This is a genomic window from Mailhella massiliensis (assembly GCF_020741395.1).
GTDB classification, from domain to species: Bacteria; Desulfobacterota; Desulfovibrionia; order Desulfovibrionales; family Desulfovibrionaceae; genus Mailhella; species Mailhella massiliensis_A.
The window spans coordinates 12,096-36,785 of sequence record NZ_DYZA01000170.1; the positions used below are offsets into that span (position 1 = coordinate 12,096).

General features: G+C 58.4%; 25 protein-coding genes, 1 pseudogene and 1 riboswitch. Of the genes and pseudogenes, 3 read left to right on the forward strand and 23 right to left on the reverse strand.

Annotated elements, in window-relative coordinates; all coding sequences use genetic code 11:
* The 5 genes from K8W16_RS08500 to K8W16_RS08520 form a co-directional block, all read right to left on the reverse strand.
* Positions 1 to 762: an ABC transporter permease gene (locus tag K8W16_RS08500; protein WP_369694466.1), complete on the reverse strand. Its 762-nt coding sequence runs from the start codon at positions 760 to 762 to the stop codon at positions 1 to 3.
* Positions 759 to 1,517 carry an ABC transporter ATP-binding protein gene (locus K8W16_RS08505; protein ID WP_304122719.1) on the reverse strand — a complete coding sequence of 253 codons (759 nt, stop codon included), beginning with the start codon at positions 1,515 to 1,517 and terminating at the stop codon, positions 759 to 761. The genes K8W16_RS08500 and K8W16_RS08505 overlap by 4 nt, the downstream gene beginning before the upstream one ends.
* Positions 1,514 to 2,473, reverse strand: a complete 960-nt coding sequence (locus K8W16_RS08510) for an ABC transporter substrate-binding protein (protein ID WP_304122720.1) — start codon at positions 2,471 to 2,473, stop codon at positions 1,514 to 1,516. The genes K8W16_RS08505 and K8W16_RS08510 overlap by 4 nt, the downstream gene beginning before the upstream one ends.
* Before the next feature lie 30 nt (positions 2,474 to 2,503).
* On the reverse strand, positions 2,504 to 2,932 hold the full coding sequence (locus K8W16_RS08515) for a C-GCAxxG-C-C family protein (RefSeq protein ID WP_304122721.1): 429 nt from the start codon (positions 2,930 to 2,932) through the stop codon (positions 2,504 to 2,506).
* Between the two features lie 61 nt (positions 2,933 to 2,993).
* The gene (locus K8W16_RS08520; RefSeq protein WP_304122722.1) at positions 2,994 to 4,067 is read right to left on the reverse strand and encodes a LacI family DNA-binding transcriptional regulator; all 1,074 of its coding nucleotides are present in this window, start codon (positions 4,065 to 4,067) and stop codon (positions 2,994 to 2,996) included.
* Positions 4,068 to 4,388: 321 nt separating this feature from the next.
* On the opposite strand from K8W16_RS08520, the gene K8W16_RS08525 reads away from it, so the two are divergent.
* Positions 4,389 to 5,720 carry an MFS transporter gene (locus K8W16_RS08525; protein WP_304122723.1) on the forward strand — a complete coding sequence of 444 codons (1,332 nt, stop codon included), beginning with the start codon at positions 4,389 to 4,391 and terminating at the stop codon, positions 5,718 to 5,720.
* 45 nt (positions 5,721 to 5,765) lie between these two features.
* Positions 5,766 to 6,590: a phosphodiesterase gene (locus K8W16_RS08530; RefSeq protein ID WP_304122724.1), complete on the forward strand. Its 825-nt coding sequence runs from the start codon at positions 5,766 to 5,768 to the stop codon at positions 6,588 to 6,590.
* Between the two features lie 314 nt (positions 6,591 to 6,904).
* Here the strand turns inward: K8W16_RS08530 and K8W16_RS08535 are convergent, their stop codons facing one another.
* The 14 genes and pseudogenes from K8W16_RS08535 to K8W16_RS08600 form a co-directional block, all read right to left on the reverse strand.
* Positions 6,905 to 7,516 carry a hypothetical protein gene (locus K8W16_RS08535; RefSeq protein ID WP_304122725.1) on the reverse strand — a complete coding sequence of 204 codons (612 nt, stop codon included), beginning with the start codon at positions 7,514 to 7,516 and terminating at the stop codon, positions 6,905 to 6,907.
* A complete protein-coding gene (locus K8W16_RS08540) occupies positions 7,513 to 8,592 on the reverse strand; it encodes a LacI family DNA-binding transcriptional regulator (protein WP_304122726.1) in 1,080 nt (359 codons plus the stop codon). Before K8W16_RS08540 ends, K8W16_RS08535 begins: the two co-directional genes overlap by 4 nt.
* Positions 8,593 to 8,965: 373 nt before the next feature.
* The gene (locus tag K8W16_RS08545) at positions 8,966 to 9,967 is read right to left on the reverse strand and encodes a GGGtGRT protein (protein WP_304122727.1); all 1,002 of its coding nucleotides are present in this window, start codon (positions 9,965 to 9,967) and stop codon (positions 8,966 to 8,968) included.
* Between the two features lie 13 nt (positions 9,968 to 9,980).
* Entirely contained in the window at positions 9,981 to 10,673 is a 693-nt protein-coding gene (locus K8W16_RS08550) for an iron-sulfur cluster assembly scaffold protein (protein ID WP_304122728.1), read from the reverse strand.
* Positions 10,674 to 10,741: 68 nt separating this feature from the next.
* Positions 10,742 to 10,816: riboswitch (Fluoride riboswitch) on the reverse strand.
* Between the two features lie 99 nt (positions 10,817 to 10,915).
* Positions 10,916 to 11,317, reverse strand: a complete 402-nt coding sequence (locus K8W16_RS08555; protein ID WP_304122729.1) for a hypothetical protein — start codon at positions 11,315 to 11,317, stop codon at positions 10,916 to 10,918.
* Between the two features lie 175 nt (positions 11,318 to 11,492).
* A pseudogene (locus K8W16_RS12405) lies at positions 11,493 to 11,822 on the reverse strand (hypothetical protein); the annotation flags it as partial.
* A 546-nt stretch (positions 11,823 to 12,368) separates the two neighbouring features.
* Positions 12,369 to 12,884 carry a cell envelope integrity protein TolA gene (locus K8W16_RS08565; RefSeq protein WP_304122731.1) on the reverse strand — a complete coding sequence of 172 codons (516 nt, stop codon included), beginning with the start codon at positions 12,882 to 12,884 and terminating at the stop codon, positions 12,369 to 12,371.
* A 5-nt stretch (positions 12,885 to 12,889) separates the two neighbouring features.
* Positions 12,890 to 13,303, reverse strand: coding sequence for a biopolymer transporter ExbD (locus K8W16_RS08570; protein ID WP_304122732.1), 414 nt, complete (start codon positions 13,301 to 13,303; stop codon positions 12,890 to 12,892).
* A complete protein-coding gene (locus K8W16_RS08575) occupies positions 13,300 to 13,884 on the reverse strand; it encodes a MotA/TolQ/ExbB proton channel family protein (RefSeq protein ID WP_304122733.1) in 585 nt (194 codons plus the stop codon). The genes K8W16_RS08570 and K8W16_RS08575 overlap by 4 nt, the downstream gene beginning before the upstream one ends.
* A 76-nt stretch (positions 13,885 to 13,960) precedes the next feature.
* Positions 13,961 to 15,694 carry a GTP-binding protein gene (locus K8W16_RS08580; protein ID WP_304122734.1) on the reverse strand — a complete coding sequence of 578 codons (1,734 nt, stop codon included), beginning with the start codon at positions 15,692 to 15,694 and terminating at the stop codon, positions 13,961 to 13,963.
* A 49-nt stretch (positions 15,695 to 15,743) separates the two neighbouring features.
* Positions 15,744 to 16,895, reverse strand: coding sequence for a twin-arginine translocation signal domain-containing protein (locus K8W16_RS08585; RefSeq protein WP_304122735.1), 1,152 nt, complete (start codon positions 16,893 to 16,895; stop codon positions 15,744 to 15,746).
* An 8-nt stretch (positions 16,896 to 16,903) separates the two neighbouring features.
* A complete protein-coding gene (locus K8W16_RS08590; protein WP_304122736.1) occupies positions 16,904 to 18,304 on the reverse strand; it encodes a hypothetical protein in 1,401 nt (466 codons plus the stop codon).
* A 16-nt stretch (positions 18,305 to 18,320) separates the two neighbouring features.
* A complete protein-coding gene (locus K8W16_RS08595) occupies positions 18,321 to 18,635 on the reverse strand; it encodes a hypothetical protein (protein ID WP_304122737.1) in 315 nt (104 codons plus the stop codon).
* Complete coding sequence (locus K8W16_RS08600) at positions 18,632 to 19,276, reverse strand: GntR family transcriptional regulator (protein WP_304122738.1); 645 nt, start codon at positions 19,274 to 19,276, stop codon at positions 18,632 to 18,634. The genes K8W16_RS08595 and K8W16_RS08600 overlap by 4 nt, the downstream gene beginning before the upstream one ends.
* A gap of 304 nt (positions 19,277 to 19,580) precedes the next feature.
* Between K8W16_RS08600 and K8W16_RS08605 the strand changes: the two genes are divergently transcribed.
* A complete protein-coding gene (locus tag K8W16_RS08605; protein ID WP_304122739.1) occupies positions 19,581 to 20,759 on the forward strand; it encodes a hypothetical protein in 1,179 nt (392 codons plus the stop codon).
* A 12-nt stretch (positions 20,760 to 20,771) separates the two neighbouring features.
* On the opposite strand, the gene K8W16_RS08610 is transcribed toward K8W16_RS08605, so the two are convergent.
* From K8W16_RS08610 to K8W16_RS08625, 4 genes are all read right to left on the reverse strand, one after another.
* Entirely contained in the window at positions 20,772 to 21,827 is a 1,056-nt protein-coding gene (locus tag K8W16_RS08610; protein WP_304122740.1) for an AraC family transcriptional regulator, read from the reverse strand.
* Positions 21,828 to 22,298: 471 nt separating this feature from the next.
* Positions 22,299 to 22,715, reverse strand: coding sequence for a cupin domain-containing protein (locus K8W16_RS08615; RefSeq protein WP_304122741.1), 417 nt, complete (start codon positions 22,713 to 22,715; stop codon positions 22,299 to 22,301).
* Between the two features lie 133 nt (positions 22,716 to 22,848).
* Positions 22,849 to 23,679, reverse strand: coding sequence for a phosphoenolpyruvate hydrolase family protein (locus tag K8W16_RS08620; RefSeq protein ID WP_304122742.1), 831 nt, complete (start codon positions 23,677 to 23,679; stop codon positions 22,849 to 22,851).
* Between the two features lie 24 nt (positions 23,680 to 23,703).
* A partial coding sequence (locus K8W16_RS08625) for a Tm-1-like ATP-binding domain-containing protein (protein WP_304122743.1) occupies positions 23,704 to 24,690 on the reverse strand: 987 nt, incomplete at its 5' end.

The window sequence follows — 24,690 nt, forward strand, 5'->3', positions numbered from 1 at the left end:
TTATCTCCTGATTTCCAGTTTCTTCCAGCGGCAGCATATTTTTTCGGCGATATGGCAGCTTTCGTAGACCATAAGGCCGAGCAGGCTCATGGAAAGGATACCGCAGAACATTTCCAGCTGATCGCCCCTGCCCCAGGCATCCATGATGAAAAAGCCGAGCCCTTTCTGTGTGGCGAAGGATTCGGCCATGAAAAGCACGGCCACTGCCGTGCCGCTTCCCACCTTGAGGGCTGTCATGGCGCTGGGGAGCGCGGCCGGCACAAGGACATGGCGCACAAGCTGGGTGGAAGTGCCGCCCAGGGTACGGAAGGCATCAAGATAGCGCTTGTCAAGTTGGCGTATGCCGTCGCGCGTGACGACAAGGATCTGATAGCCGCACGTCAGGGCAATGAGTAGTATCTTGGGAAGGTCTCCCAGGCCGAACAGGGTGAGGAATACGGGCAGAAGCACGATTTTGGGCAAAGGATAGGTGAGGAAGACCATGGGCGAAACATAGCGGTCGATGCGCCTTCGGTAGCCCAGCAGTATGCCCAGGGGAAAGGCCGTCACAAAGGCGAGCGCCATGGCCGAAACCACGCGCAGGGCGCTGCTTTTGATGTGAACGGGCATGTCCGGCCCGAGCATGGCCTGCCCCCAGGCGTGCAGCACGTCCAGAGGCGCGGGGAGAAGGTACGGTCCGAGGGCCCATGCTCCCGCCTGCCATAAAAGCAGTATGGCCAGAAAGGCCACGATATAGCGAAGAAGAATGTCCAGCACTTTCACGGACGATCCTCCTCTTTCCCGCCGGGGCCTTCCAGTGCGTGATGGACCTGCCGGATGAGGGAGAAATAGGCGTCGCTGTTGCGGCAGGAAGCACTGCCGAAACAGGGATTTTCCAGCCACAGGCACCTGCTTGCCGGGCTTTTGCCCATGACCATGATGCTGCGGCCAAGAAAGGCCGCCTCTGCCACGTTGTGCGTGACCAGGATGAAACTCATACGGCGGCGCTGCCAGATATCGAGCAGAAGGTTTTGCAGATGCTCGCGGGTAATGGCGTCCAGGGCGGCGAAGGGTTCGTCCATGAGCAGCAGGTCGGGCCGGGAAATGAGGGCGCGGCCTATGGCCACGCGCTGTCGTTGTCCTCCGGAAAGCTGCATGGGAAAGCGCGCTCCCAGCCCTTCCAGGCCCAGTTCTTCCAGCATGGCGCGAGCCAGGGCGTGCCTTTCCGCGCGCCCCATGCCCTGGAGCTGGAGAGGCAGGGCCAGGTTGTCGCGTACGCGTTTCCACGGGAACAGCCCGTAATCCTGCATGATGAAGGCCATGCGGCAGTTTTGGGGAAAGCGTACTTCTCCCCGGGAAGGCGCGGTCAGGCCGGCGATCATGGAAAGCAGAGTGCTTTTGCCGCATCCCGAGGGCCCGATGACGGCAAGCGACGCACCTTCGGGCAGGGAAAAGGACAGATCTGAAAAGACGCATGTTTCCCCGAAGCTCTTGCCGAGGCCTGAGACGCGCAGTATCGGCCTTTCTTCGCGCATCATGGTTTTTCCTGAAACACAATGTCGGCAAGGGGAGGAAGCCCCTTTTTCAGGAGGCGTCCTTTTTCCATCCAGTCGGCATAACGGCGCATGTCTTCTTCCGAGGGCAGGCCCAGCGGTGTGAGGGGGGCTTCAAAATGCAGCATGGCGTAGTGGGGTGCGGCCTGCGGGGAAAGCAGCTTGAATTTCTGCATCATGGCCTTATACGCCTCGGGATCGGCGTTGATGCGCGCGGCTTCTTCGGCCAGGGCGGCGCGGAAGCGTCGTACGCGGTCGGAAAAGGCGTCTTCATCGCCCGGTTTTGGTTTTCTCAGGGCAATGACGGCAAGCGGCAGGCCGAGATCCCTGTCGTCGAGCAGCACGCGGGCGCCCTGCCCTTCCACCAGGGAAAGCAGGGGCTCTGGAAGCAGGGCCGATTCCATGCGGCCGGAAAGCAACATCTGAAGACGCACGGGGATCTGCCGTATGTCGTTTTTTTCTAGTGCATCCGGGGCGTTTTTGTGGGCAAGCAGCGTATCCAGCACGAATTCCACGATGGTGGCCCGGCCTATGGCGCAGGGCCTGCCTTTAAGCTCCTCAAGGTTCTGTACGGAAGACGAAGGACTGACGGCCAGACCGAAGAAGCGCGCTTTAGGGGTGGAGTGGGAGGTTGTGGCCACGATGAGCTGGGGCGCACCGTTCTCATTCTGCATGAGGACATTGATGATATCCCCGAAATGGCCGTCCAGCGAGCCTGAGCGCATGGTGGCGCCGAGCTCCAGCGCGCTCTGGAAGGGTACGATATCCACCTCAAGGCCGTGGGAAGCGAATATGCCGTCTTCTTTTGCGGCGTAAAGGAGCAGAGAATCTGCGGCGGGCAGCGCGCCGAGCCTTAGCGTGTCTGCGGCAAGCGCAAGCTGCCCGCAGAAGATGCTGGCAAGGAAAAGAAGGATACAGAGGGCGGATGTTCGAAGGTGCATGGGCGGATTCCTGGAGAGAGCAGAAAGGGTTCAGCCCTGTGTGGGCAGCATATCGGAATGTTTCAGGAACTCTTCGGTAAAATTCACGGCGTCAATAATGAGATCCCCGCATACATGAGACGGGTCTGAGGGTCGGAAGCCCCCGGGGCGAAGATCGCGGCACAGCAGGGAACCGAAGCGGGCGGTAAAGGCCTCGGTAAAACGGTAATAGAGTTTTTCCACGTCTTCAGCATTTTTTCCGGAGCGTGGGCCCATGAGGCCGATGAACAGAAGCGCTCCTGCCGCCAGTCCGCAGGGAGCATGAAAGTTGCCCGAGCCGTCCATGCGGCCGGCGGCCTGAAGGGATTGCGGGTCTGCGGGAGTACCGAAGGCTTCACCGAGACAGGTGAGCATGATCCTCGCACAGTTGTATTTGGGGTTCCGGTAGAGTTCGCGGACGCGCTGTACGGTATGCTGCATGTTTTTTCCTTCAGGAATGAAAAGAGGTTTGACCGGGACAGAGGCTTTGCCGGAGAGAGGTTCAGTTTTTTTCCCGTCTTTGCTGAAAAGGGGCCGTAGAGCGGTTTTCCCTGAGGTGATGGGAAAATTCCACGCGCGTGATGTTGTTCGGGGCGATGCTTCCGGTCATGCGCTCGTAAAGGATGTGGAAGGCGTTGCGTCCTTTTTCCTCAATATGATGCTCTACGGAGGTGAGTCCCACGTTGCGGAAATGCGAGGTGAAGAGATTGTCGAAACCGCATACGCTGTAATCTTCCGGCACGCGCAGCCCTTTTTCGGACAGGGCGTCCAGCACACCGTAGGCCACGGAATCGTTCACCGCCACAATGCCGGAAATATGCGTGTGGCGTTTCAGACATTCCATGGTCAGTTCATAGCCCACGCGGTGCTCTATGCCTATGTCGTTGAGCTCTTCAAGGGGAGTGATATCGCGCGAAAAAACCTGTACGGAGGTACCTTCCTCCTCCGCATACACGGCTCGCACGCCGTCGAGCCTGCGCACGCGCATGGAGTTCACACTGTTGAGCGTGGTGGAAATAAAGGCTATGTGCCTGTGGCCGAGGCTGAGCATGTGGCGGCCCACCAGCATGCCCGCGCTGTAGTTGTCGAGTTCCACGGTGTCCACATTCAGGCTGGTGTTCCTGTCGCCTACGGCCACGATGGGGATGGAGCGGTTGACCTTTTCCAGCAGAGTGCTCTGGGGCATCATGGTGAATACGATGCCGGAAGCCCCCATCTCCATGGCCATATCGAGGATTTCGTCCTCTTTGGCGGCTTCCCGGTAGGTGGTGAAAATAAGGGTGGAGACGCCGCGTTGTTCGGCGGCCTGCTGTATGGCCTGCACCATGCTGGAATAGTAGGCGTTACCGATGTTTGGGCTGACGATGAGCACGAGCCTTCTGGAGGAAAGAGGCTTTGCTCTGTGCCTGGCAGGAGAGCGGTAACCCAGCACATCCGCTGTGTGGCGCACGTTTTGTACCGTGTCCGGGGAAAAGGAAACGTCCGGCCGTCCATTTAAAATCATGGAGGCTGTACTCAGCGAGACTCCCGCCGCCCGGCTCACGTCTTCCAATGTGATTCTCTTTTTCGTCGTCATGGCAAATCTCCGGGAAAAGGCTAACGGCAAGGCCCGCTTTCGTCAAACCACAGCGCAAAGGTGATTATTAAAAATTTAAAAATGAAAAATCATATTGTCAAACATGGCGAATTCAAATATTAAATTTTTAAATATGGAAAAAAAATGTAATATGCCTTGATTAATGACTATGATACCCGTAAAAGAGGAAGTATAGATCGAGGAAGTGGTGAAGAATTTATTAAAATTTTAATAGGGGAAATTCCTTTAATTTAATTAAAATTTTAATAAATACTTGCCAGAGGCAGAAGATTTCCCTTTCAACATCATCAGGAGCATTGTATGAGCGCGCCCAGCAAAAAAGAAATCCGCAAGGTGGTACTGGCCAGCCTGCTCGGGGCAACCATCGAATGGTACGACTTCTTCCTTTACGGTGTGGTGGCGGGTATTGTTTTCAACAAGCTGTACTTTCCCACGGAAGACCCGTTCATCGGAACCCTTCTGGCCTACAGCACCTTTGCCATAGGCTATCTGGCACGCCCCTTCGGCGGGTTCGTTTTCGGCCACTTCGGCGACAGACTGGGCCGCAAGAGCATGCTGGTGCTTACCATGCTCATCATGGGCCTTGCCACCATAGGTATAGGCCTTGTGCCCACTTATGCACAGATAGGCATCGCGGCTCCCATTATTCTTCAGACGTTGCGTCTCTGCCAGGGCCTCGGCCTCGGCGGCGAATGGGGCGGCGCCGTGCTCATGACGTATGAATACGCGAGCAAGAAGGAGCGCGCCTTTTACGCCAGTATCCCCCAGATGGGCCTGGCCACGGGCCTGTGCCTTTCTTCCGGCGTGGTAGCACTGCTTTCCTGGGGCCTCACCAATGAACAGTTCCTCGCCTGGGGTTGGCGTCTCGCCTTCCTCGTGAGCGTGGTGCTCGTGTGCATCGCTCTTTATATCCGCATGCATATTCTTGAAACGCCCGACTTCCAGAAGGCTCAGGAAAAGGCCCGTCAGGAAAAGGCCAAGAAGACCCTGCCCATCGTGAAGGTCTGCAAGGAACATCCCGGCAACATCGCCCTCGGTGTGGGCGCCCGCTGGATCGACGGCGTGTTCTTCAACGTGCTTGCCGTGTTCGTCATCACCTACCTTGTGCAGTATGTGAACGTGCCGCGCACCGAAGCCCTTTCCATGGTCATGATTTCCGCCCTGATCATGTGTCCCTTCATCCTCATTGCCGGCCGCCTTGCCGACCGCTACGGCCGTGGCCGCGTGTACGGCATCGCCAGCCTTCTGTGCGGCCTTTCCATCTTCCCCTCCTTCTGGCTCATGGGCGCGAGCGAGGGTAACTTGTTCATGATCGGCCTTGCCATCATCATTCCGCTCAGCGTATTCTATGCGGGCGTGTTCGGCCCCGAAGCGGCTCTTTTCTCCGACCTCTTCCCTGCCGACGTACGCTATACCGGCATTTCCATCGTGTACCAGTTCCCCGGCTTCCTCGTGGCCGGCATAGTTCCCGGTCTGTGCACCTACTTCATGAAGATAGCCGACGGCGATCCCATCTATGTCTGTCTGTATACCATGCTGGCCGCCGCCACCAGCGCGGTTTCCGCCTTCATCGTGCAGCGCAAGCATAACGCCGCCGTTCGTCGCCTTGGCGACGACGTGGAACACATCTGACCCAGGACGCGGGAGGGGAAGAAAGCCCTCCCGCAAGGAATCTTTATGCGCATACTTCAGATTTCCGATTTTCATCTTCGCGGCGACGGCAAGTTGTCATTCCGTGTGGTGGACACCCCGAAGTGTCTGGAAACTGCGGCGAAGCATCTTCTCAGCCTCACGCAGAAGCCGGACATGATGGTCGTCACCGGCGATCTGGCCGACAGCGGCGACGAGCACGCCTACCACATGCTCTATGACGCCCTTTCCCCCCTGAATATCCCCATTTACGCCGTACCAGGCAATCACGACAGGCGCGACAGGATGCGTTCCATTCTCAAGGGCTGGTGCCCTGAGAATGAGGAAACGGCTCCCTGGCTCTGCTATGCCGTGGAAGAGGACGAGGTCCGCTTCCTGATGATGGACAGCATGAGCCCGGGTTCCCATTCCGGCCATGTGCCGGAGACGTGCGCCGCGTGGCTTGAGAAGGAACTTGCCCGCCGCCCCGGTGTGCCGACGCTTCTCTTCATGCATCACCCGCCCTTCATCACGGGCATGGGCGCTATGGACGAGCCGTATGAGAATGTGGAGCGCCTGCGCGCTATTCTGGAAAAGGCCCCGTGGGTGCGGCTGTGCTGCGGCCACATGCACAGGCCTATTTTCACCCAGTGGGCCGGCGTGACGGCCGTTACCGCGCCCGCCGCCTCCATGCAGATAGACCTCGACTTTTCCCCGGAAGGCGGCGACACCTTTGTGATGGAAGCTCCCGGCTACCTGCTTCACGACTGGCGTGAGGGCGCGTGGAACACTCATGTCTGCCAGATTTACGGCACGCCCACCTATGCCGGGCCGTATCGCTTTCTCGACTCCGTGAACCCCACGGAAGAATAGACGATACGCGTCGGAGAGCGCGTTGTGAGGCCCGGCGTGGAGTACCGCCGTACGGAAGAACCGTGTATTCGCCGGGCTTTACCATGAGTCACGGGGCGTACGCCCCGTGCGGGGTCCCCTGCCCCGATTCCTCCTCGGAAAAGGCCGTCCTTTCCTGACGAAAGGGCGGCCTTTTTCATGCCTGCAAGAAAGCGGGCGCGCCGGATGTTCTTCCGGCTGGTCAGAAAGCCGGGTCTTCCTCCCGGGGAAGGCGGTTCAGCCATACCGTACGGCTTTTTTCGTGGGGAAAACCGGGAAAACGGGGGTGCGCCTCGTCAGCGGCAGAGCCTGTCTTTTTTTGCTGTTTCCCACGGGGTACAGAGTCCCAGCGTGCAGGCATGCTCCAGATCAGCGCAGCCGTCCTTGTCGCGTCCGTCCATGAAGGCTCCGGCGGCGCGGTACACATAAATGAGCGGCTCTTCGGGGTTGACGCTTTCGGCATAGGTGAAGTCGCGCTGCGCGCCCTGCGCGTGGCGCTGCTTCAGGCAGATGAAGCCCCGCGTGGCGTAGGCTTTTGCCGTGGGGGAAAGGCGTATGGCCTTTGTGGCGTCGTCGAAGGCTTCGTTCATGTAGCCGAGGTCGCTCAGGGCGAGAGCGCGCAGAAGGTAGGGTTCGGGGTCGAGCGGATCGGCTGCGACGGCCTTATCCAGCAGGGCAGCTGCCTTTTCCGGGTTCGTACATTCCCCGGACTCTGTCCAGTAGCCCAGGGCTTCGGCAAGCAGGGCCTGCACTTCGGGGGAAACGCTGTAGGCGGGCGGGGAAGCTTTCAGTTTCGCCGCAGCCGGAGTTTTTTCCTCCGTATCTTCTCCGCCGAGGAAAGGCAGGTGGAAGGAGCCGCAGCCGGAAAGCAGAAGCAGAAGAGGGATGCAGAAAAGAATACCTTTCATGATTTCTCCTGTGAAGAGGGACGGAACGGGGCCGTGGAGCGGCGTTCCAGAAGGCGGTGGGCATAGGCCACGCGGGTAATGTCGCTCACGGCGTTGCCGCCTTTCATGCGTTCGCAGAGTATGCCCACGGCGTTGCGTGCCCAGGCCTCCGTCTGATGTTCCACGGTGGTGAGCCCCACATGGGAAATGCGGGAGGAGGAAAGGTTGTTGAACCCGCAAACGCTGTAGTCCTCGGGGACGCGCAATCCCATGCCAGCAAGGGCATCCAACACGCCGTAGGCGATGAAGTCGTTGACGGCCACAAAGCCTGAAACGTGGCTTTTTTTCTTCAGGCACAACATGGTGAGTTCATAGCCGATCTGTTGTTCCAGGTCTATGCTGCCGAGTTCTTCATGAGGAGTGTAATCGCGGGTGAAGACCTGCACGGAACAGCCGGGCATTTCCGCATAGGTGTCGCGCACGCCCTGAAGCCTGCGCAGACGTATGGCGTTGGCGGTATTGGTCATGGCGGAAATGAAGGCTATGTGTCTGTGCCCGAGCTCCAGCATGTGCCTCCCTATGAGTACGCCCGCGCTGTAGTTGTCGAGCTCCACGGTATCCACCCTGGGACTGGAATTTCTGTCCCCCATGACGACAATGGGAATTTTGACGTTCACCTTTTCCACCTTGCGGATGCTCTGGGGCGTGAGGGTGAAGATCATGCCCGCCGCACCCAGTGCGAGGGCCATGTCCAGCACTTCTTCCTCCTTACGCGCTTCCCGGTAGGTGGTGAAGATGAGCGTGGAAAAGCCGCTCTCCTCAGCGGCCTGCTGTATGGCCTGCACCAGGCCGGAATAATAGGCGTTGGCGATATTGGGCGTGACGATGAACACGACGTTCCTGCCCGGAAGCCTCCCCTTGCCCAGTCTTGCCGGGGCGCGGTAGCCGAGGCTTTCTGCGGCGCTTCGTACCTTACGCACCGTTTCCGGGGAAAAGGAAACGTCCGCCCGCGCGTTGAGAATCATGGAAACTGAGCTCAGCGACACTCCTGCGGCCTGGCTTACATCTTCAAGCGTCACTTTTTTTTTGATTTTCACGGCAGTTCTCCCCAAAGGCGAGGCTAACGGGAAGGGGCGTTTTCGTCAAATGCCGGCAGGAGGGGAAAGGCGGAGCCGGAAAAGGAGCGGCGCAGGGAAAGCGGAAGGGGAACCGTGGATCGCGGTAAGGAAGAAAACAGCTTTTTTCACGCACCGTTTTCGCGTTGCGGCATGATGCGGGAAGTTTGAGAAAAAAGCGTGCTTCAGGGCGGAGAAGGGGCGGCCGATTTTCCGACAGCCTTTGAGGCGGAACCAGGGGTTCCCGGAAGCCTCCGGGAACCCGCATAGAACAGAATGGCGTATCAGAAAAAGGGCTTGTTGCGGCCGGCCGCTCCTGGTCTTTGAAACGGGGTCCTTCCGGCCTTTGCCCCTGTTACTTGTTCATGGCTTCCGCCACGGCGACGGCCACGGCAACGGTGGCGCCCACCATGGGGTTGTTGCCCATGCCCAGGAAGCCCATCATTTCCACATGGGCGGGGACGGAGCTGGAGCCTGCGAACTGCGCGTCGGAATGCATCCGGCCCATGGTGTCCGTCATGCCGTAGGAGGCGGGGCCGGCAGCCATGTTGTCGGGATGGAGCGTACGGCCCGTGCCGCCGCCGGAAGCCACGGAGAAGTACTTCTTCCCCTGTTCCACACATTCCTTCTTGTAGGTGCCCGCCACGGGGTGCTGGAAGCGGGTGGGGTTGGTGGAGTTGCCGGTAATGGACACGTCCACCCTTTCCTGATGCATGATAGCCACGCCCTCACGCACATCGTCGGCGCCGTAGCAGCGCACGGAGGCGCGTTCGTTCTTGGAGTAGGGGATTTCCCTCACTATGGCGAGCTTGCCCGTGGCGTAGTCGAACTGCGTCTGCACATAGGTGAAGCCGTTGATGCGGGAAATGATCTGGGCGGCGTCCTTGCCGAGGCCGTTCAGGATGACGCGCAGGGGCTTTTTCCGCGACTTGTTGGCGTTCTTCACGATGCCGATAGCGCCTTCGGCGGCGGCAAAGGATTCATGCCCGGCGAGGAAGGCGAAGCATTCCGTCTCATCGCGCAGCAGCATGGCCGCGAGGTTGCCGTGACCGAGGCCGACCTTTCTGTCTTCCGCCACGGAACCGGGGATGCAGAAGGACTGAAGGCCGATGCCGATAGCTTCCGCGGCTTCGGGAGCCGTGTTGCAGCCCTTCTTTATGGCAATGGCCGCGCCCACGGTGTAGGCCCAGCAGGCGTTTTCAAAGGCGATGGGCTGGATTTCCTTGACGATGCGGTACGGGTCGACGCCTTTGGCGGCGCAGAGCTCCTTCGCCTCTTCCAGAGAAGCGATGCCGTTTTCCTTGAGAACCGCGTTGATGCGCTCGATGCGGCGTTCGTAACTTTCAAACAGTGCCATGACTTCTCCCCCCTTATTCCTTTCTCGGATCGATATATTTCACGGCGTCTGCGAACTGCCCGTAGCGGCCCTTGGCCTTTTCCAGCGCGGCGGCGGGATCTTCACCCTTCTTGAGCGCGTCGGTGAACTTGCCGAGATTGAGGAATTCATAGCCGATGATCTCGTTGTCGGCGTTCAGCGCAAGCTGCGTGACGTAGCCTTCGGCCATTTCCAGATAGCGGGCGCCCTTGACTCTGGTGCCGAACATGGTGCCTATCTGGCTGCGCAGGCCCTTGCCGAGGTCTTCCAGGCTGGCGCCGATGGGGAGCCCCCCTTCAGAAAACGCCGTCTGGCTGCGGCCGTAGACGATCTGCAGGAAAAGTTCGCGCATGGCCACGTTGATGGCGTCGCAGACGAGGTCGGTGTTCAGCGCTTCCAGGAGCGTCTTTCCCGGAAGAATTTCGGAGGCCATGGCCGCCGAGTGGGTCATGCCGGAGCAGCCCAGGGTTTCCACGAGGGCTTCTTCGATGATGCCGTTTTTAACATTGAGGGTGAGCTTGCACGCGCCCTGCTGCGGCGCACACCAGCCGATGCCGTGGGTCAGGCCGGAAATGTCGCCGATTTCCTTTACCTGCACCCATTTGCCTTCTTCCGGTATCGGGGCGGGGCCGTGATACGCCCCTTTCGCCACCGGACACATGTGTTCGACTTCCGAGGAATAGATCATATTCGACTCCTGTTTTTGCATGCCGTTCACGCCCATAAAGAAAAGAGCCGACAATTCCTGCCTTCGATGGATAAGCAGAAGTCATCAGCTCGACGAGCGGTTCAGGCATGACGCCTTGGGAGAACTTCATTCCCGAGGCGCATCGTCGCATAAAGGGCGTCTCTGTGCAACTCCCGGGAAGAGCGTCGGCGGGGGGACGTCTCTGTGGGCCGCCCGCCGACAAGAAGTGAAAAATCAGTGTGTTAGAGAGTTCTTTCCAGCTCGTATCCGGGCTGTCGTCCGTATCCGTCCAGAGAAAGGGTGTAGGTTTTTCCGTTTTTGCGTATGTCGAGCATACAGAACTGATTGTCGTCATGGAGGCCGCGGCCTTTTTCCGCACTGGCGGATTCCCAGGTGCGCGTGTCGTTGACGCCTATGTTGCCGTTGAGCACTACATAGTGGATACCCTTGATGTTGGAATAGCCGCCCTGATGGTCGTTTCCGGAAATGACGGCGAGCACCTTGCCGCTTTCTTCCAGCACCTTGCGCACGGCCGAGGCGTTTTTGATGTTGTGGTCCTGCTCGTCCACGCGGTCCAGAGTCTGATGGCTGAAAACCAGCACGGGCGTGTCGGTGCTCTTCAGGTCGTTTTTCAGCCATGCCATTTCCTGGGGGCATGTTGTAGGGGCGGAAATCTTTGGGCGTGTAGTCCGCGTCGAGCACGATGCAGTGCACGCCGCCGGCATTGTAGGAATAATAGGTTCTGCCTTTTTCAATGCCGGTATTGGTGACGCCGGAAAGAAATTCGTCGCGCTTCAGATTGTCGAAGTCGTGATTGCCGAGCACATGATAAGCGGGTCCGGGAAACGACATGAACAGTGCTTCGATTTCTCGCAGGTTGGCAGCCGGGTCGGTACCGGCGGCAAGAGTGTCCACAAAATCGCCGAGTTCGATGATGAAACGGGGCTTTTCCTTATTCACGGTTTCGAGAAAGACCTTCATCTTGTCCATGGAGGAAGAGTAGATGCGGGTGTTGCTGTCGGCCTTGCTGGTTCTGTGCATGTCGATGATGATGCTGGCTTTAAGTATGCTTCCCTTTTCCCCGGCTGCCGCCGGGAGGCTTCCGGCCAGGGGGCCGGCAGCGGCGCAGACGGTGGCGGCCACGCCCATTTTCAGGATATCGCGGTGGGCGATGTTTTTTTATGAGTATTTCCATTTCCTGTCATTCTCGCGTAATGACAAGGGATTGCTGACAAGGAAAAGGCACCCTTCGGGCGGGCTGCGGCCTGTCATGTGCATGCCGGAATCTTTTCCGGCTCGGGCGGAGCATGGGGCGCGCGGCGTTGGTAGACGACATGGAACATCCGTACCGAGGGAGGATGCCTTTGCGCGTTATTGAGCGCCGGGTTCATGACGTCATGATGTCGGCAGTATGGAGATATGGTAACGCCTGCCTGCCGGATACGACGTGTGCTTTCTGCAGGGAAGTATTTGGAAACAAGAGGAAGACGATTCGGGAGCCAGCGTTTTTGTCCCGCGGACGGTTTTTTCACGGCCTCGGCGGGGACAGGGCGGGGAATACGGAAGAGCAGGAAAAACTGCCCAGATTCGGGCCGTTCCGCCCGTAGTATTTTCGGGCCCGTGCCCCGCCGGCAGGGAACGGCGGGAGCACGGGGGAGGGGAGTCGCAGAAGGCGGCTCCTGAAAGAGGGGGGCGTCATTGCAGCCCGTACTGATATTTTACCTGAAGGGAAACATGGATGGGGGCTGTGCCGAGAATTTCCGGCCTGCGGACCACGCCGCTTGCAGCGTGTACAGCCCGAAGCGCCGAGGCGTCCAGCTTCGGCCTGCCGGAGGACATGACGATGCGTACTTCACTGAAGGAGCCGTCCGGCGCGATGGTAAAGGCGCACAGCGCCACGCCGATGAGAGAGGTGTCGCCGGAATCCAGCCTGCGGGCATGAATGGCGTCGTCCACGTCATCGAGGTAACGCAGATAGGCGCGGCGCTTCTGATTGAGTTTTTCCGCCTCCTCTCTGTCCTCTGGAGAAGAGGATTCCAGGCCCGTGCCCTGCCTTGTGCCCCCCCGCGTGAGGGTGGATTCTTCGTCCATTTCCAGCACAGCACGGAAGGAGGGCGCATCCTCCGGCGGCGAGACGTGAAAAAGGGCCAGTGAGAAATGCAGAAAGAGCGACAGCGCGATACCTGTCCAGAGTCGTTCGCCGTCCGTCATGCCAGCTACCTTTCTTCGGGGCGCGATGTGGCGACCATGAGCTTTTCCCCGCCGAGCATACGCACTTCGTCCACAACGAAAATAAGTGCTTCCACCGGAGCCTTCGGGCTGGCTTTCAGCACGAGTTGCCCGGGCTCTTTTCGGAATTGGCGCACGATATCCTGCAGCTTGTAGCGCAGAAAGGCGCGTTCCACAGGGACGCCGTCGCAGAAAAAGCTCCCGTCCTCCTCAAGCCGCACTTCCACCACTCGCCCGGAAAGGGCTTGGCTGGAATGGGCTGAGGGCAGGTCTATGTCCAGGCCGCGCACGGCGAAGGCTGAGGCCACGATGAAGAAGATGAGCAGGATGAAGATGACGTCCATGACGGGCGTGAGGTCGATCTCCGTGCTGCGTACTCTTCTCGGGCGCAGGGAAATCATGCTTCCTCCTCCGTGGCCAGCACGGCGTTGGCCGCTTCCGAGAGAGCAGAGGCCACTTCATCTACCCTTGTTTGGAAATAGTGCAGGAAAAACAGTGCCGGGATGGCGATGAACAGCCCTGCCGCCGTGGTGATGAGCGCCTGCCAGATGCCTCCGGCAAGCTGGTTCATGTTGATGCCCGCCTGGGCGTTGGCTATTTCGGAAAAGGTGGAGATCATGCCGAGCACCGTGCCGAGCAGGCCCATGAGCGGGGCGAGTTTCGCAAGGATGGAGAGCATGGGAAGCCTTGCTTCCAGCCTTTTCACCACGGCTTCGCCTTCAATGCGCAGGGCGGCCTCCTTGCCCGGGCCGTCGGCGGAGAGAAGGTCGGCGAAGCGGCGCAGCATGTGCACCTTCCTCACAGCCTCGAGCAGAGGCTCAATATCACCCTGTACGGCTTCTTCCAGAAGGATGGTGAGGCCCCTTTGCGGGAAGCGGCAGGAGGAGAAAAGCAGGAGGCGTTCCACCACAATGGCTGTGGCCATGATGGAAATAAGAGCCAGCGGCCACATCATCCAGCCGCCCATCAGAAATATGTTCATGAGGCACTCCGCTCCGTTTGACGTTCTGAGGCGTGGAAATTCGTGCCGGGGGGCTTGCGGGCAGGGGCGAGCGGCCCTATGCCGTGAGATCCGTGCCGATGAGCACGAGGTCGATGGGCCTCTCTTCCGGTGCGGGCGTGATATCGAGCCGCCCTGCGGCGTACTGTATCACACAGGGGCCCTCCCCTTCCATGGAAATGATGCCCTTGGCCCGGCAGAGACCCGGCCCCGCATGATTGAGAATAGCCTCAAGCTCCGCACGGGAAAGGGGATGGTCGAAACTGAGCGCCTTTGCCTCGTAGCCTTCGTCGGCATGGGTTGCGGCATGTTCCCCCATGCGCATGAGCTGCGGGCTGTGGGAGGGCAGGCGCGTCTTTCCGTGGGAGTCTATCCATGCGTCCAGTTCTCCGAAGGGAATGTTGCCGAAGCGTGCATGCAGGATGAGGGCTTTGCCGTTCTGCGAGCGCAGGCGCGCTGTGAGCTCTTCCAGAGCGTCGGCCTCCACGGCGTCGCATTTGTTCAGGATGATGACGTCTGCCTTCTGCAGTTGGGCGAGGCGTATGCCCGTATCTTCCTTGCCCGGACCTTCGTTCGGGCCGCGGAGATCCAAAGCGTCGGCCACAGTGATGACAAGGCCGGGGGTGACAAGATCGCGTAGGTTGCCTAGCTCTTCCATAATGTTGGCAGGATTGGCCAGCCCCGTGGTTTCCAGCACGAACTGTTCGGCGGGCATGGCGGCAATAATGCGTTCCAGGCCCGGACGCAGGCTGTCGGCCAGGGAGCAGCAGACGCAGCCTTCATCCAGGGCTTCCACCAGTGTGTCGCCTTTCATGAGTGTGGCATCGAGCTCCACCTTGCCGAATTCGTTCTGAATGACGCCGGTGTAGCGTTCCCGGCCGTGCAGAAAGTCCAGCCAGCGGCGCAGGAAGGTGGTTTTGCCCGAGCCGAGAAAGCCGGTGAGTACATGGAGCACCGGGCGCAGGCGTTGTTCCAGTTCTTCCGGTCTGTGCCTTGCGGGGAGATCGCGCATGGAGTGAAGCGTCTTTTCTTCTGCGGCGGAGGAAGGGCCGAAGGAGGCTATGAGGGAAAGCAGGATTTCCTGTTCGTTTCCGCAGGGCTCCATGCTGCCGTCGGCGTGGAAGAGGAGGCGGGGTACCTTGCTCATGCCGCGAAGGACACGGGCCTTTTCTCCGAGCTGCTCTTCCGCCGTGGCGGCGATGACGGAGAAAAGGCGCAGAAAGAGGCTGAAGGAGGGCACGTCGCATTCCGCTTCGCCGGGGGCCACAATCCATCCCTGTTCGGAAGCGATGCCGTCCGCGCAGATGACGCGGTGCCTTGCCGGAGCTTCCAGCGTAAGGGCGAGGGCGTCTCCTGCGAAGGAGACGTCCATGCGCATTTCCCCGAGCAGGAAGGGCAGAAGATGGGGCTCGTTCCCGGAAAATTCGCGTACGGAGTTTTCATAGTCTGGAGAAAGGGCGACGCGCAGTGCGTCCAGAGGAAAGGTATCCAGAAGAGGGGATTGCGCCTCCGGGAAAACGTAGAGGCTGAAGACGCCGCGCAGGCTGGCGGGGCGACCGGAAGCATCCGTTTTCTGTTCGCCGTCGAAACGGATGCCGAAGATGGAGTCGCAGTCCGCTACCCGGCAGGTCCATGCAGGACGGCTGGAAGCGCAGGGGCGCACCCCTCTCCAGCCAAGAGCCCTTGCTCGGGTGCGCTCGAAATGCGCGGCCATGATGAGGGAGGTGAAGATGCTGGCACAGTCGGAATCGCTGTCGCCGAGCGCGCGCGGAAGGATGTGTTCCAGTTTCATGGCCGATCCGTGCACCGGGGCGCGCATGGCGCGCCCCGGAATGAAGGTCTTATGCGGGGAAGGTGATGATGTCGCCGTTACCCAGATAGTTGGTGGTCTTGGAGCGGAAGCGGGCCGTGCCCTTCACCACGGGATAGCCCACGTCCACAAACTTCTGCGCGGTAATGAGGCCCGTGCAGTGGTTGCAGCCCACGCGTTCGAGTTCCCACTTCTTCAGGCCGATGACGAGGTCGTCATACTTAGGATCCCAGTCGTCGAAGGGGGAGATGTGCAGGCCGCCGTAGAGGCCGTAGAATTTGTCTCTCTCGTACTTGAGTTCCTTGTAGGCCGTGTCTGCAAAGAGGATGATACCTTGGTGGCAGCAGCCTGTGATGCTCACAAGGCCCACGTCCTTCACGTTGCAGTACAGGGACATTTCGCCGAACACGCGGAAGATGATGGGGCACTCGAACTGATACAGGGCTACACCGGGCTGAAGGGGATAGAGCCCCTTCTTTACTTCCGTCCATTCGCCTACATGTCCGGACTGCTTGATATAGTCCTTGCCTTCAGGGTAGAAGGTACTCGGGGTATAGATGTGGATGTTGGGCGCGTACTTCGCCACCACGGGGAATGCCCAGTAATGGTCCATATGCTCGTGCGTCTGGATGAAACCGGCGATTTCGCCGTTGGCGAGCATGTTGTCGATGCCTTCTCGCTTGAAGCTTTCCTCCATCCAGTCGTAGTTCCAGCCGCAGTCGAAGAGGTACTTGGTCTTGGAGCCGTCCATAGCCTCGATTTCCACAAGGCAGGAGAAACCGCCCGCATTGTCGGCGTCTACGGAATTTTCCTTGGCTATAGCCCAGGCTTCGTGCAGTTCACCCTTATCGATGTAGGGCTTGATTTTCGCGAGCCCGTCCTGATAGGTGCCCTTGCCTATGCCCTTGCCGTTGCCGAAGGGGGCCCAGTTGTAGGTATACTGATCCACGAGCAGGCCGCCCGCTCCGGTCACGTTCTTCATGAAGATGCCGTTGTCGAACCAGCTTGTTTCCGAAATATTCGTTACTTTGACGGACTTGCAGACACCGAAATCGGCCATTTGGCGGTCTACTTTGGGCAGGAAGGCCTTACGCATGGGCGTATAGGAATAAAGGCCCATGGCGCCGAGCGTGCCGGCGCCGATGCCGAGGGATGCGCCTTTCAGAAATTCACGTCTGTTCATAAAGACTCCTACTTCACCAGAGTGAAGGTTGCGCTACAGATGGGCAGCAGCCAGACGATGAGGAAGTACAGGGCCACGCCGCAGGCAATGCCGGTCACGAGGCCGCCCTTCATGGCAGGGTTCCAGGCATGGTCGATTGCGATATGGCGCTTTTCTTCCGCGAGCTCTTCGGCGGTCTTGAATTCACGCCGCCAGCCCGGCCAGCCGTCCATGAACCACCAGTTGATCAGCCAGATATCAATGAGCCAAATGGTGGGGATCATGGGGAACTGCTGCGGATGGGAGAAGCCTTTCTGTGTACCCAGAATGAAGTGCGCATACTGATAGTACAGGCAGTAGAGGATGATGCCGCCCACAATGACGATGCCGGTACGGATGAGGATGTTCACGGGAGTGCTGAACTTCGTGGGCCAGTTTTCGCAGTAGAACTGAAGGAAGAGCGCGGGCACAAGGAAGAAGATGGCGGTTTCGCCCACATGCAGCCAGCGCCAGTCGGGAGCCGCGTCACGGCGATGGCCGCGAATGGCGTCGCCCCACACGAGTTCCTGCATATACCAGAAGAACAGGCACAGAGCCCAGGCGATGACGATGATGCCGATAAACAGGGCAATGCGGCGGGGCCAGTCGCGCTTGATCATGGTGAAGGGATAGCGTTCCCAGATGCCTTCCACGAACCATACCACCACGGTGCAGCACATAATCCACGCTACATGGAAGTTGGCCGACACGGTTTCGGCGAACTGTTCCCAGTAGGGCGGGCATATGGCGGTGAAGTACTGCCAGGGGTAGTAGAGGATACCCATGTGGTTGTGCATGGTCATGAAGTAGATGACGAGGCTGAGGCAGAAGGTACCGAGCCAGATGCTGAAGCCGCGTACGGGCCGGGAGGCGTTGGCCCAGGGCTGGCCTTCAAGGGCTACCACCCAGGCGGGGCTGATCCAAGAGGCGATGACGGCGAACATCATGCAGGCCTGCGCCGCGTATTCGGTGGAATAGAATTCCGTGAGACCGAGCTTCTGAAGCTGATCGGGGTTGAAGTAGGCGAAGGCGAAGTTACCGAGCACCCCTTCAAAGAAGCCGTGGATAAAGAAGATCATGGTGCCCACGGAGATGAGGGCCAGTACAAGTCCCTTCTGGAGAGGATGGGCGTTGCGTATCCAGTCTTTTTTGAAGGGCCAGAAGTCGAAGGTGTAGGCCATCCAGATGAGGATGATGAGCCACCAGCGGCAGTAATTGTACCCCACATAGGGTGTATAGAAACGCATGATGCCGCGCGGATCCTGGAAAATCCACCAGGTCGCCGCGAAAATGAGCAGCGTGAACACCAGGTTCATGAGCGCGGGGATGGGGCCTCTCCATCTTTTGACGAGCTTGCGCTCTTCAAGATAAGGAAGCTGTTCCTGAGACATACGATTCCTCCTTTGTTCAGTCGAAGCTCTCCCGTTCATGCCTTTTTTCGGGGCCGGGATCCTGTTGCCCTTGTACCGACCGGTTCGTTTTGCCGTACATGGCCTGTACGACCAAAGCGGCCTTCTCGTTGCGCGTCATTTTTGCTGTGTCACCTCCAAGGCGGGCTGCCTCCATATCCAGCATTGCGCCTGAGAATTCAGGGGGCAACATGGACAGGTAGTCTGGTTCGGGCGTTTCGGGAACAGTGCCCGGAGAGTCGCCGTTTCCGGTTGTGTGTCGAAAAATCCCGTGCAGGAATTCCTTCCTGCTTATGGCTCTGCCGCCGTTCATTTTTTTTCCGCCAGAGTTTGCAGGGTGGAAAAATAGGCCTGTGTTGCAGCCGAGGCATCGGCCGCATCGGCATGACGCATGGCGCTGAGTATCCTTGCTAGGTGTGCAAAGAGCATTTCGTTTTGCTGAAGTTCACAGGCGTTGAAAAGGCGAACCAGAGATTTGCCGTCTGGCAGGCAGGAGGCAAGAGCCGCGCTTATGCTGGTATTGTTGATGAAACGGGCGGCTTCCATAAAGAATTGTATGTGGGCCTGCACGAAGGCCTTGGTGTCGTCGTTGCGCAGCGCCGCTCCCGCAATGGGCAGGAGCCTCTCCAGACTGATGATTTGCGACGGGCGGATGATGAGGGAGGAGGCGTGTATGATGGGAGGCACGAGGAGCAGGCTTGCGTAGAGTCTGTCGGCCAGAATGCATTGAGCCGGATGCTCCGAGGGCAGGGCGCGCACACGAGTGCCGCTGCCGTGCGTGGTTTCCAGGATGCCGCGCCCTGCAAGGGCGCTCAGGGCGGCCCTGAGCGTCGTTCTGTTGACGCGCATCTCTTCGGCCAGCTGACGTTCGGCAGGCAGGCGTTCAAACAGCTTCCAGCGGCCTTCCATGAGAGCCTGCTCAAGCTGCTGTTCAATCAGTTTCTGCTTGCTCATAGAGGAACCTCTCAAACCTTTCCCCCTGTCCATATCTTTTATTCTTGCGCTGTTACGCCAAAAGACTCAAGCCTTTTTAAAAAAAAGAAAAAAATGTGATAATTTATTGAATTTATATATAAAAAAATAATAAAATGGTTCATCCACAAATATTGTTCACCTGATTTTCTCCGGGATAAGTTCTTTTTTTCAGGAAAAACATCAAAAAGAAGAGGATGTGTGGAAAATTTGGTTTAACCAATTTACAATCCCGATATTTTCCCGTAAACAAAAAAAGTGTGGTACTACAGCGCGGAGGCGGGCTATGGATTTCTCTCTTTGGGCGTCGGGCTTTCCCGGCTTGTTGTGGGAGGTAGAGCATCGCCGTTCGCGCATCCGGCTTTTGAATGGCTGGATGTTGCCCGCACTGGGCGAGAACACTTCGCGCCTGCTTAAGGACGCACAATTCCGGCGGCGGGTGGTGATGAAGTCGGATCATACGCTGCTCGGAGAATTCTGGGAAATGGTGACAAGCCGCCAGGCGGCCATGGTGTCGTTCCGCTTGAACGACAACCCTCATCAGGCTTATCTTCTTCAGGGCTGGCCCGGGCCGCACGACCCGGAAAAGTATTTCGGCCTGCTGAAAGAATCGGTGCTTCCGGCCACTTTTGTGGCCAACGGCACGGCGGGTACCTGTCAGCTTGCCCTGGGGCAAGCGCAGTACCCTGTGCTCGTGCTCAGTCTGGACCAGAAGGAAATCGTCACCTGCAACGATGCGGCGCAGGGGCTGTTCGAGGGAGCGGCAAGGGGCGGAGGCGATTTCATGCTCGAAGATATAGCTCCCGGCGAAATGGGGGAGACGCTGCTCAAATCCTGCCGCCATGCCGTGGAAGAGGAAATATGGGCCGGTACGCTCATGCTCCGCAGCGGATCCGGCAGTATTCTCGGCTCCAAGGTACGCATTTCTCCCTGCTCCACAGGTACGGATATTGTCCGTATTGCTCTGCTCAATATCCCTGAAAAACCTGCTTCCTGTTCCCTTCCCAGTCTGGAGCCGGAAGGTACGCCGCCCTCCCTGAAAGCGGGGCTGGAACGGCTGCTTTCCCGCTGTCCGGGGGTGGATGGGCTCATGTTTTCCGATATTCAGTCCATACGGGGCCGGGTGGAGGTGTACGGGGTGGGCAGGCTTTTTTCCTCCCTTTCCTGGGGGGCTTCTCATGCTTATGAGGGCACCATAGCGCAGGACATAGAGCGTTTCAGTCTGGATTCGCTTACGGTGGAGGATACTCTGGACAGTATCAAGTCTATCGACTGGGCCATGTTCATTCCCTGCGGGGTGCGTTCCTATTTCGCCAAGCCCTTTTATTCCGCCGAAGGGCTGCACGCAGTGCTTATTTTCGCTTTCGCCTTCCCCACGCCCGGAGGGTTCGGGGAGGCAGCCTTCCGGCCTTTATACGAGCCTTTCGCACGCCTTGTGGCGCACTGGCGCGCTTCCGGAGCCTGATTCTTCCGGGGTTCAGGACGAACTTGTTTCCGGGTTCTGCCGGGATGGCTCGGACTTGGGGACGGCGTTCTCCTTTTCCTCCGTCACTACGCTGTGACGTTCTCCCAGGGAGAGGCGGCGGCCTATGCACACGAGGCCGAGGATATTGCCCGAAGGCCCGAAATACGGGGTCTTCCGGGTTTCCATATAGAATCTTCTTCCGTCGGGATAGTCTATCCATTTGCGGAAGATTTTTTCCTTGCCCGAATCGACGACGAGTTTGTCGCTCATGCGGAAGAAGGTGGCCGCCTTTTCCGGAAAAAGGGCGAAGTCGGTTTTCCCGCAGATTTCCTTGACGGGCAGCCCCACGAACTGACTGTAGGCCTGGTTGCAGACTATGGTGACGAAATTGCTGTCCTTCACGAAGAAAAAGTCCGTCATGGTGTCGATAAATTCCGTCAGCAGGTGTGAGGTGAGCAGAAGTTGCTGCTCCGAAACGGAAGCGCTTTTCTTCAGCGAGCGTATGTAGTTTTTTTTGTAGGTTCCCGGAGAAATGCCGAAGGTGTTCTTGAATACCTTGCAGTAGTAGGATTCATTGTAGAAATCCATTTCGCAGGCAATATCGTGGATGGACCAGCCTCTGAGCAGTAGATCGAGGGACTTGCGAAGTCTGAGCTCCGCGAAATATTTCATGGGCGGGCTGTTATGCTCCTTTTTGAAGAGGCGGATGAAATGCTCCTGGGAGACTCCGCTTACACGGCTGACTTCCTGCAGGGTGAGGTTGCGCATGACGTTTGCCTGCATGTAGTTCAGAGCCTTCTGCACGATATGGCTGGAATCATGCGGGCCTTCCTCCAGCACAGAGGAAGTGACGGCGTAAAGCGCCGCTTCCAGCAGTTTTTCCATAGATTTTTTGCGCAGCAGCGATGGGGAATGCCCGGGGTACAGATGCAGGAGCGAGACGGTGACTTCCTGAAGAGAGCGGTCGTTGAGCTTGATTTTTCCCTTTTGTACCAGCAGGGAAAGCAGCGGGCGCAGAAATGCGTACTCTTCTATATCGAACCAGATGAGGAACAGACAGGAGGGCATATCCCCCTCGGGCGGTAGGGGCGGCTGATGCTTGGGCTCCGTCAGTAGAATATGGGAAGGAAGATGAGCGGAAATATTTTCCTTTTGCGGGAATAAAAGGCCGAGGCAGAAATGGAGATGGAACTCCCTTTTGGAGAAAATTTCGTTCCATTCCTTCCAATCATGCCGTTCCAGCGTGAGTAACGAGGCGTCGATCCAGTCCATGGCAGAAGAACTTCAAATGTTTTTCTGGTGTGTTCTGAACGAATTCATTTTAACATGCGTGCGATGCCGTCCAGAAGGAGCCTGCGAAGGCTTGGGAGCGGGATGAACGGGCATAAGCTGCCCCGTCCTGCAAACATCTGGGGCGGAAATTTAAAAATGAAAACGCCCTGAAGGATCAATATGAGGCAGAAAAGATATTTTTGCGATGAGGTATTTTCAGCGAAAAGAGGGGGAAGACCTCCGCTTGCGGCGGAGGTCTTCAGTCATTCAGGAATTTTTTGGAGGAATGACGGTACAGTCGGGGTCAGCGCGCAGAGCGGCTTCCGGTCCGGGGAATTCATAGCATGCCAGAATACGCAGGGTACCTTCCCCTACGTTGTAGGTGGAGTGGAACTGGCCGCGCTTGAGGGAAATCATGGTTCCGGGATAGACCTTCCGGGTTTCGGTGCTGCCGTCTTCATTCTCAATCATCTGTTCGCCTTCCCCTTCGAGAATGAACAGGTTTTCGCAGCATCCGGGATGATTGTGGCGGGCATGCCCCTGGCCGGGATCAAGAGTGACGATGCCGCTCACCATGCACTGGGAGCCTGTCACTCTGGGGTCGGTGAGCCATTGCAGTTTTCCCCAGCTGAAAGACTGGGTCTCCACATCGTCAACAGTAACAAAAGAAAGCAGATCCGACATGCGTTCCTCCTGCGTTCAGGTTGGGGAGGGAAAATTTCTTACCCGGCCGCCGCCGGGCAGGAGGCCCGGGCGGCGGGAAGAGGAAGGCCCCTTTCCGCGTCGCGGGCATGCGGCGCGGAAAGGGAGGCTGAGATTAGAACCGGATGTCGACGAACTTCTTGACCTGATCCTTGATGGCGATTTCCGTAGGCAGGCGTTCCATGCTGCTCGCACCGTAGAAGCCCTGGATACCCTTGCAGTGCTGGAGGATATAGGCGGCGTCTTCGGGGTTGGCGATGGGGCCGCCGTGGCACAGGCAGATGATGTCGGGACGCACGGAGCGGGCGGCTTCCACCCATTCATTGATGAGCGGGATGCATTCGTCAAGGGTCTTGGCGGTCTTCGCGCCGATAGTGCCGGCGGTGGTCAGGCCCATGTGGGGCACGAGGATATCGGCGCCGGCCATGGCCATGTTCTTGGCGTCTTCAGCGGAGAACACATAGGGAGTGGTGAGCAGATCCATCTGATGAGCCTTGGCTACGGCTTCCACTTCCAGCTTGTAGCTCATGCCGGTTTCTTCGAGGTTGGCGCGGAACAGGCCGTCGATGAGGCCCACGGTGGGGAAGTTCTGCACACCGGCGAAGCCTTCTTCCTTGATGCGGCGCAGGAAGCTGTCCCAGTTGATGAAGGGGTCGGTGCCGTTGATGCCGGCCACGACAGGCACGTTCTTGACCACGGGCAGCACTTCGCGGGCCAGCTCGAGCACGATTTCATTGGCGTTGCCGTAGGCGAGCAGGCCGGCCAGGGAGCCGCGCCCGGCCATGCGATAGCGGCCGGAGTTGTAGATGACGATGAGGTCGATGCCGCCGGCTTCTTCACACTTGGCGGAAATGCCGGTGCCGGCGCCGCCGCCGATGATGGGTTCCTTGCGGGCGATTTTGGCCTGAAGGCGGGCGAGAATGTCGGATCTGGTCATGGTGTTCATGGTCTTGCTCCTGAGTTTTGGGGGTTATGCCGTGATTTCGTCGAAGTTCTTTTTGAGAGCTTCCGCGAATTCCTTGTCATTGATGTGGTAGGGAAGGCGGATGATCTTTCTGTCTTCCGTCTGATGTACCGTTTCTTCCAGGGTCTTGAAAAGGGCTTCGTCGGCTTCCGGCGAATAGAAGGGCATGCCGGGCGCGTCGATGGCGGAAACGCCCTTTTCAGGCAGAAGCATGCGTACCTTGCCTTCACACTGGTTGAGCTTTTCGCCTATCCAGCGGCCCATGCGCTCGTTCTCTTCCACCGTGGTGCGCATGAGCGTGACGTTCTCATTGTGCACATAGAGGTTGCGGTCCTTGTACTTGTCCGGCACAGTGGGAAGGGCCGCAAAATTGACCATGTCCAGCGCGCCGACGCTGAACACGCAGGGCACCTTGCTGCGGATGACGGCGCCTATGCGGTCTTCCCCGGCGCTCATGATGCCGCCCATCATGAGGTCGCACACTTCGGTGAGCGTGATATCGAGAACGCCGTGGATCATGTTTGAATCAATGAGTTTTTCCATGCATTTTCCACCCGTGCCCGTGGCGTGGAACACCAGGGGTTCACAGGAGGAGTCCAACAGGTCGCAGACCTGCTGGACGCAGGGAGTAGTCACACCGAACATGGTCAGCCCCACAAGGCTGCGGTGGTCTTCTTCCTCAGCTGCAGGATGGGAGGCCATGCCCATGATGGCGCTTGCGGCATTGCCGAGGATTTTGCGGGAAATGACGTTCAGACCCTGCACGTCCACCACGGAAGGCATCATGCATATGTCGGTGGCACCCACATAGGGGGCGACGTCGCCGGAGGCCACCGTGGAGACCATGATCTTGGGCAGGCCTACGGGCAGGCGACGCATGCCGCGGGTGACGAGGGCGGTATTGCAGGAACCGCCGAGGCCTATAACTCCGCCCATTTCATCCTGATGTTCTACGAGAAAGTCTTCAAGAAGGGCACCCATCTCGGCAAGGGC

Bases quoted from the DNA above. Each gene is read 5' to 3' on its own strand.
- K8W16_RS08505 (WP_304122719.1), bottom strand. From the start codon at position 1,517: ATGATGCGCGAAGAAAGGCCGATACTGCGCGTCTCAGGCCTCGGCAAG.
- K8W16_RS08510 (WP_304122720.1), bottom strand. From the start codon at position 2,473: ATGCACCTTCGAACATCCGCCCTCTGTATCCTTCTTTTCCTTGCCAGC.
- K8W16_RS08515 (WP_304122721.1), bottom strand. From the start codon at position 2,932: ATGCAGCATACCGTACAGCGCGTCCGCGAACTCTACCGGAACCCCAAA.
- K8W16_RS08520 (WP_304122722.1), bottom strand. From the start codon at position 4,067: ATGACGACGAAAAAGAGAATCACATTGGAAGACGTGAGCCGGGCGGCG.
- K8W16_RS08525 (WP_304122723.1), top strand. From the start codon at position 4,389: ATGAGCGCGCCCAGCAAAAAAGAAATCCGCAAGGTGGTACTGGCCAGC.
- K8W16_RS08530 (WP_304122724.1), top strand. From the start codon at position 5,766: ATGCGCATACTTCAGATTTCCGATTTTCATCTTCGCGGCGACGGCAAG.
- K8W16_RS08535 (WP_304122725.1), bottom strand. From the start codon at position 7,516: ATGAAAGGTATTCTTTTCTGCATCCCTCTTCTGCTTCTGCTTTCCGGC.
- K8W16_RS08545 (WP_304122727.1), bottom strand. From the start codon at position 9,967: ATGGCACTGTTTGAAAGTTACGAACGCCGCATCGAGCGCATCAACGCG.
- K8W16_RS08550 (WP_304122728.1), bottom strand. From the start codon at position 10,673: ATGATCTATTCCTCGGAAGTCGAACACATGTGTCCGGTGGCGAAAGGG.
- K8W16_RS08555 (WP_304122729.1), bottom strand. From the start codon at position 11,317: ATGGCATGGCTGAAAAACGACCTGAAGAGCACCGACACGCCCGTGCTG.
- K8W16_RS08565 (WP_304122731.1), bottom strand. From the start codon at position 12,884: ATGACGGACGGCGAACGACTCTGGACAGGTATCGCGCTGTCGCTCTTT.
- K8W16_RS08570 (WP_304122732.1), bottom strand. From the start codon at position 13,303: ATGATTTCCCTGCGCCCGAGAAGAGTACGCAGCACGGAGATCGACCTC.
- K8W16_RS08575 (WP_304122733.1), bottom strand. From the start codon at position 13,884: ATGAACATATTTCTGATGGGCGGCTGGATGATGTGGCCGCTGGCTCTT.
- K8W16_RS08580 (WP_304122734.1), bottom strand. From the start codon at position 15,694: ATGAAACTGGAACACATCCTTCCGCGCGCGCTCGGCGACAGCGATTCC.
- K8W16_RS08585 (WP_304122735.1), bottom strand. From the start codon at position 16,895: ATGAACAGACGTGAATTTCTGAAAGGCGCATCCCTCGGCATCGGCGCC.
- K8W16_RS08590 (WP_304122736.1), bottom strand. From the start codon at position 18,304: ATGTCTCAGGAACAGCTTCCTTATCTTGAAGAGCGCAAGCTCGTCAAA.
- K8W16_RS08595 (WP_304122737.1), bottom strand. From the start codon at position 18,635: ATGAACGGCGGCAGAGCCATAAGCAGGAAGGAATTCCTGCACGGGATT.
- K8W16_RS08600 (WP_304122738.1), bottom strand. From the start codon at position 19,276: ATGAGCAAGCAGAAACTGATTGAACAGCAGCTTGAGCAGGCTCTCATG.
- K8W16_RS08605 (WP_304122739.1), top strand. From the start codon at position 19,581: ATGGATTTCTCTCTTTGGGCGTCGGGCTTTCCCGGCTTGTTGTGGGAG.
- K8W16_RS08610 (WP_304122740.1), bottom strand. From the start codon at position 21,827: ATGCCCTCCTGTCTGTTCCTCATCTGGTTCGATATAGAAGAGTACGCA.
- K8W16_RS08615 (WP_304122741.1), bottom strand. From the start codon at position 22,715: ATGTCGGATCTGCTTTCTTTTGTTACTGTTGACGATGTGGAGACCCAG.
- K8W16_RS08620 (WP_304122742.1), bottom strand. From the start codon at position 23,679: ATGAACACCATGACCAGATCCGACATTCTCGCCCGCCTTCAGGCCAAA.